The sequence below is a fragment of the Actinophytocola sp. genome (assembly GCF_035712165.1).
In the GTDB taxonomy this organism is placed as follows: domain Bacteria; phylum Actinomycetota; class Actinomycetes; order Mycobacteriales; family Pseudonocardiaceae; genus DASYTH01.
The window spans coordinates 1-5420 of the sequence record NZ_DASTBH010000302.1; the positions used below are offsets into that span (position 1 = coordinate 1).

5 protein-coding genes and 1 pseudogene are annotated in these 5420 nt (G+C 69.4%); 3 read left to right on the forward strand and 3 right to left on the reverse strand.

Annotated features, from left to right (window positions below):
• Positions 1–1364: PA domain-containing protein (locus VFO68_RS17125; RefSeq protein WP_325159300.1), on the forward strand; the 1364-nt coding region annotated here is incomplete at its 5' end.
• 7 nt (positions 1365–1371) lie between these two features.
• Here the strand turns inward: VFO68_RS17125 and VFO68_RS17130 are convergent.
• Positions 1372–1737: a VOC family protein gene (locus VFO68_RS17130; RefSeq protein WP_325159301.1), complete on the reverse strand. Its 366-nt coding sequence runs from the start codon at positions 1735–1737 to the stop codon at positions 1372–1374.
• Between the two features lie 64 nt (positions 1738–1801).
• On the reverse strand, positions 1802–3046 hold the full coding sequence (locus VFO68_RS17135; protein WP_325159302.1) for a response regulator transcription factor: 1245 nt from the start codon (positions 3044–3046) through the stop codon (positions 1802–1804).
• Between the two features lie 527 nt (positions 3047–3573).
• Here VFO68_RS17135 and VFO68_RS17140 point away from each other — a divergent pair.
• On the forward strand, positions 3574–4197 hold the full coding sequence (locus VFO68_RS17140) for an alpha-ketoglutarate-dependent dioxygenase AlkB (protein WP_325159303.1): 624 nt from the start codon (positions 3574–3576) through the stop codon (positions 4195–4197).
• 306 nt (positions 4198–4503) lie between these two features.
• On the forward strand, positions 4504–5100 hold the full coding sequence (locus tag VFO68_RS17145) for a response regulator transcription factor (RefSeq protein WP_325159304.1): 597 nt from the start codon (positions 4504–4506) through the stop codon (positions 5098–5100).
• A gap of 4 nt (positions 5101–5104) precedes the next feature.
• Here the strand turns inward: VFO68_RS17145 and VFO68_RS17150 are convergent.
• Positions 5105–5420: pseudogene (locus VFO68_RS17150) on the reverse strand (ABC transporter ATP-binding protein); the annotation flags it as partial.

Genomic DNA, 5420 nt, shown 5'->3' on the forward strand with positions numbered 1-5420 from the left:
TGACCAACGCGGTCCCGGTCGACGGCCGGCACAGCCTGCCGCTGGTCTACGTCGGCCTGGGCAAGGCCGAGGACTATCCGGGCAAGGACGTGGCCGGCAAGCTCGCCCTGGTCTCCCGGGGCGAGATCACCTTCGCCGAGAAGGTGGCGAACGCGACGAAGGCGGGCGCCTGGGGGGTGCTGATCTTCAACAACCGGCCGGGTCTGCTGCTCGCCGGGGCCGGAAACCCCGGCGAGGTGTCCATCCACGGGCTCACCATCGAACAGCAGCCCGGTCTGGCGCTGGTCGATCTGCTGCAGCGCGGCCCGGTCCAGGTCGAGGTGTCCGGAACGGCGGTCAGCCCGTACTTCTACGACCTGCTGCTCCCCGAGCCACAGCGGGTTCCGCCGGCGCTGGGGTACCGGATCGACCCGGACAACACCGCGACCATCGACACCGCGTACACCTCGGACACCGCCACGGCGCTGGGCACCGACGTGCGGCACATCGCCCGGCCCTGGCCGACGTTCTCGGTCGCGTTCGCGCGCGAGGTGCCCAGGCCGCTGCGGCGGACCTACCTGGTGTCGGCCAACGACACGCGGTGGTGGCACATCGCGTGGTCGAACGCCCCGTTCGACGGCGAGTTCGACAGTTCGTTCGTGCGGTACCGAGGCCGGGAACACCTGACCGAACAGTGGTTCGGCCGGCCGTCCCGGCCCGGCGTCTCCGCACTGGCCGACACCCAGGTGACCCGCACCGGCGACGAGTTCACCATGGCGGTGTTCCCGTTCTCCGACGCGGGCGGACACTACGGCTGGAACTCGGCCGGCGACGAGTACACCACCAAGCTGTACGCGGGCAACGAGTTGCTGCACGAGTCCGGCGCACCGCCGATCGGGACCTTCCCGGCACTGTCCACACCGGCCACCTACCGGCTGACCCTCGACGCCAAGCGGTCGGCCCCGTGGTCGTTGTACGCCACGGAAACGAACACGAGCTGGACGTTCGGCTCCCGGCGGCCACCGCCGAACCGGACCGAGAACCCGGCGCTGCCGCAGGTGGACTACCGGATTCCGCTCGACGAGCGCAACCGGGCGTTCGCCGGTGTCATGTACCCGCTCGCGCTGCGGGTGGGTCATGTGCCCGGCGCGTCCGGACGGGACATCCGCGAGGTCCAGGCCTGGATGTCGGCGAACGACGGCGCCACGTGGCAACGGATCGACCTGATCCGCCTCGGGCACGGCACCGTGATCGCCCTCGTCCGGCATCCCCGGCTGGCGGATACCACCGGCGCGATCTCGCTGCGCGTGCGCGCCACCGACGCCGCGGGCAACGGCGTCGACCAGACGGTGATCCGCGCCTACGGCCTGAAGTCGTTGGGATGAGCCGGGTTCAGCCGGAGATGTCCTGTAAGGACCACCGGTTGCCGTCCGGGTCGGCGAAGTAGACGAACGCGCCGCCCGGGCCGCGCTGGACGTCGCTGACGGCCACCCCGCGGCCGGCAAGCTCCGCCCGGGCCGCGTCGATGTCCTTGACGACGAGCTGCAACCCGGGCACCGTTCCCGGCGGCGCGTCGGTGAGGCCCTTGCCCAGCGCGATCGAGCAGGGCGACCCGGGCGGGGTCAGCTGCACGAACCGCAGCTCCGGGCTGACCGTATGGTCGTGGTCGAGGGTGAATCCGGCCTTGTCGCGGTAGAACGCGATCGCATCGTCCACATCGGACACCGGAACCAGGACGAGCTCGAGTCTGAAGTCCATGCGCACAAAGCTAGCAGCGGCCCCCGACAGTTTGCGCGAACCCGCAAAGCCTCCCGGTTGGACGCTACTCGTCGAGCAGCCCCAGGTCGTGCGCGGCGACCAGCGCGGCGGCCCGGCTGTGCACCCGCAGCTTGCGGAACAGGTTGCTCTGCAGGTTCTCCACGGTCCGGATGGAGATGCCGAGCAGGCGCGCGGTCTGCTTGGTCGCGTGGCCACGGCCGATGGAGGTCAGGATCTCCCGTTCCCGGGGCGTGAGAGCGAGCTCCCAACGCTGCCAGCCGCCGTTCGAACCGGCGTGGGCCGGCCCGAGCAACGCCCGGACATGGGTGGAGCTCACCAGGATGTAGCCGTTGGCCGTCGCCCGGACCGCGGGCGCGAGCAGATCCTCCATGCGGCTGGCCGGAACGGTGGCGATCCCGGCGGACAGCGCCTTGGTGACGTCGGAGCGCTTCGGCTCGCGGCTGGTCACGATCACCATCGGTTCCCCGGCCCGGCCGTCCGGCTCCGACCACTCCTCCCGGTCCGGGTCCACCAGCAGCGTGACCACGGCCTCCGCGTCGGTGCCGGCGGCCGGCCGGCTCTCCGGTCCCCGCTCCACCACCGGGATGTTGTGCTCCTCGAGCACCTCGCGCAGCCGGCCGGTGAGTCGCCCCCCGGGGTCGCGCAGCGTCACGCAGACCCGGCGGCGGCGCCGGGGCGTCTTCGGCTGCTGCCGGGGCGCCGGCACCGCGCGCGGCAGCAGCCCGAGCCGGACCGCACTGGCGGCGGCGTGCGCCTGGTTGTGCACGTCCAGCTTGGCGAAGATCCGCTGCTTGTGGTTCTCCACGGTGTGCAGGCTGATCCCGAGCTCGCCGGCCACCTGCTTGGGCGGGTACCCGGCGCTGATCAGGTAGAGCACCTGCAGTTCGCGCTCGGTCAGGGTGTGCCCGTCGACCCTTTTGGCCCGCGCCGCCTCCACCGGCAGCAGCGGGTTCTTGACCGCGTCGAGTAACGCCTCCAGCCCGCTGGTGTACGACACGAGCGCGCTCACCCCGGCCTCGTAGGCCCGGATCACGTACGCGGTCGGCAGCGAGTCGTGCACCCCGACCAGGCGCATGTCCCGGCCCGACTGGGTCAGCAGCGCGACCAGCCGCTCGTTGCTCCACCGCGGCGCGTCGGCCTCGAACAGCACGACGCCGGGTTGGCGCAGACTGCAGAGCTGGATCAGCTCCGGACCCGACGGTGCCGTGCCAGCCAGGACGATGCCCGGCTCCCGCACCAGATGCCCGGCCAGCATCTCCCTGACCAGCCGATTCTGGTGCTGGAGCACGACAGTGACGGTATTGGTCCCCTCCATGGAAAACCTCGGTTCATGATTCGCATCAAGAACCGGCGCGCACACCTATGCCCGAACTCCCCCGGCCTTCACCGGTTCCCCTTAGCCTGTGACTGTGCCCACTCACGTGGACGCTGAGAGTTATCTTCCCATACTTAGGTTTATGGGCATAGACCACACATCGATCAATGACTGGTCCTAATGACACGAATGCGCTGCGCGCCGGGCGGTGAACCGGCAGGCCAGCGCGGTGCCCGCCGCATGATCATTTCTCGGCTGGCCCACAACCCCCTAGGGGCTCCTGACGGGCGGGCCGGCCCGGGGCCTCGCGCCGCGCCCGCGAAACGATCTCCACCCGGCGGCGGCGTCGAAATGCGCGATTCGCGTGGCATTGTGCGCGATATCGGTCGAGATCATGCAATGTGAATGATTCAGCAATCCCCGCCGAACGACGTCCAAAAGAAACCGTTGGCACACAATGCGATTGAACATGTGTGCGATAGATGAGCTAGTCTCGGACCATGGCCATGCCGCTGCAGGGTTCGCTGTTCGACGACGGCCCGACGAGCCTGGGGCCGCTGGACGCGCTGCGCCGGACACCCCTGTCCGACGGCGCGTGGATCGACGTGCTGCCCGGCTGGCTGGCCGGCTCCGAGGCCCTGTTCCACCGGCTGTCGCAGGCCGTGCCGTGGCATGCCGAACGGCGCAACATGTACGACCGGATGGTCGACGTGCCAAGGCTTCTGAAGTTCTACGGGGAGGGCGAGGCGCTGCCCGACCCGGTGCTGGGGCAGGCCCGCGACATGCTGAGCCGGCACTATGCGGGCGAACTCGGTGAGCCGTTCCGGACCGCGGGCCTGTGCTACTACCGGGACGGCCGGGACAGCGTCGCCTGGCACGGCGACCGCAACGGCCGGGGCGCCAGCACCGACACGATGGTGGCAATCCTGTCGGTCGGCGCGGCGCGCGCATTGCTGCTGCGACCGCGCGGCGGCGGGCAAATCGTGCGACACGCCGTTGGGCACGGAGACTTGATCGTTATGGGCGGTTCATGTCAGCGGACCTGGGAACATGCGGTTCCGAAGACCAACAGGCCGATCGGGCCGCGGATCAGTATCCAATTCCGCCCCAGAGGCGTTAGCTAGTTGTCGCCCCTAGGAACTGGACCAAGGACGTTCACTCAATGGGATTACAACCTGCCAACTCAACCGCGTGCCGCCGTAACGGGCACATACTCAAACGGGATCTAGTGGTCGGCACGAGGCAAACCACGTCACTCCATCGGCCTGATGTGAGTGACGTGCGTCCGCCCGGCCGTGCAGGGAGGCGGTGATCGGGGCCCCGCGGCAGAGAGAGGCACCATGCGCGTATCACGGTCGCATCCGGCCGAAGGGCAGATTGCTCCGGTCGAACCAACCCTCATATCGGCGGGAACGTCCGCAAAGATCAAGGTGCTGCTCGCGGAGGATCTTGATCTGTTGCGCAGCGCCTTGGTCAGCCTCTTATCAGAGGAGGAGGACATCGAGGTCGTCGCCGCGCTGAAATGCAATGAGAAGGTGATCCAGGTGGCCTTGCGGCTCCGGCCGGACGTCATCGTGGTCGATGTAGACCTACCCTGCACAAACGGCCTGTCCACCGTTCGGGACCTGCGCAGGAGGTTGCCCGAGACGCAGATCGTGGCGCTCGCGGCGGCCAAACCGGCCGGACTCGTGCAGCGTTTGCTGGCCGCCGACGTGCTCGGCGCGGTGGACAAGAACGCGCCCGCCGGGCGTCTTCTCGAAGCGATCCGGGGTGCGGCGAAGGGAGAGCTGGTGGTCGACGTCAACCTGGCCGTCGCCGCGCTCGCCGTCGAGCCCAACCCGCTCACCCCCCGTGAGTTGGAGGTGCTGCGGCTCGCCGCGGACGGCGCGTCCGGACCGGAGATCGCCCAGCGCCTGCACCTGTCCCCCGGGACGGTCCGCAACTACCTGTCCAAAGTGATCAACAAGACCTGCGCGCGCACCCGGGTGGACGCCGTCCGCATCGCCCGCGAAGCGGGCTGGATCTGACGGGTCAGGCGGGAGTGGGCACGCTCTGCCAGTGACCGAGCAGGTCACGGTAGAGCGGGGAGACGGCACGAAGCGTCTCGTGGTCGCCGAGGGCGGCTGTCGTGCCGTCGAGCACCAGGACCCGCTTCGCGCGCAGTGCCGAGCTGATCCGGTGGGCGATCACGATCAGCGTGCCGGGGCGGTCCGCGAAGGCCTCCTCGGCACGCCGTTCGGCCACCGGGTCCAGATGGCAGGTGGCCTCGTCCAGCACCACCAGCGAAGCCGGGGAGAGATAGGCGCGCACGAGCGCCACCAGTTGGCGCTCCCCCGCGGACAGGTCC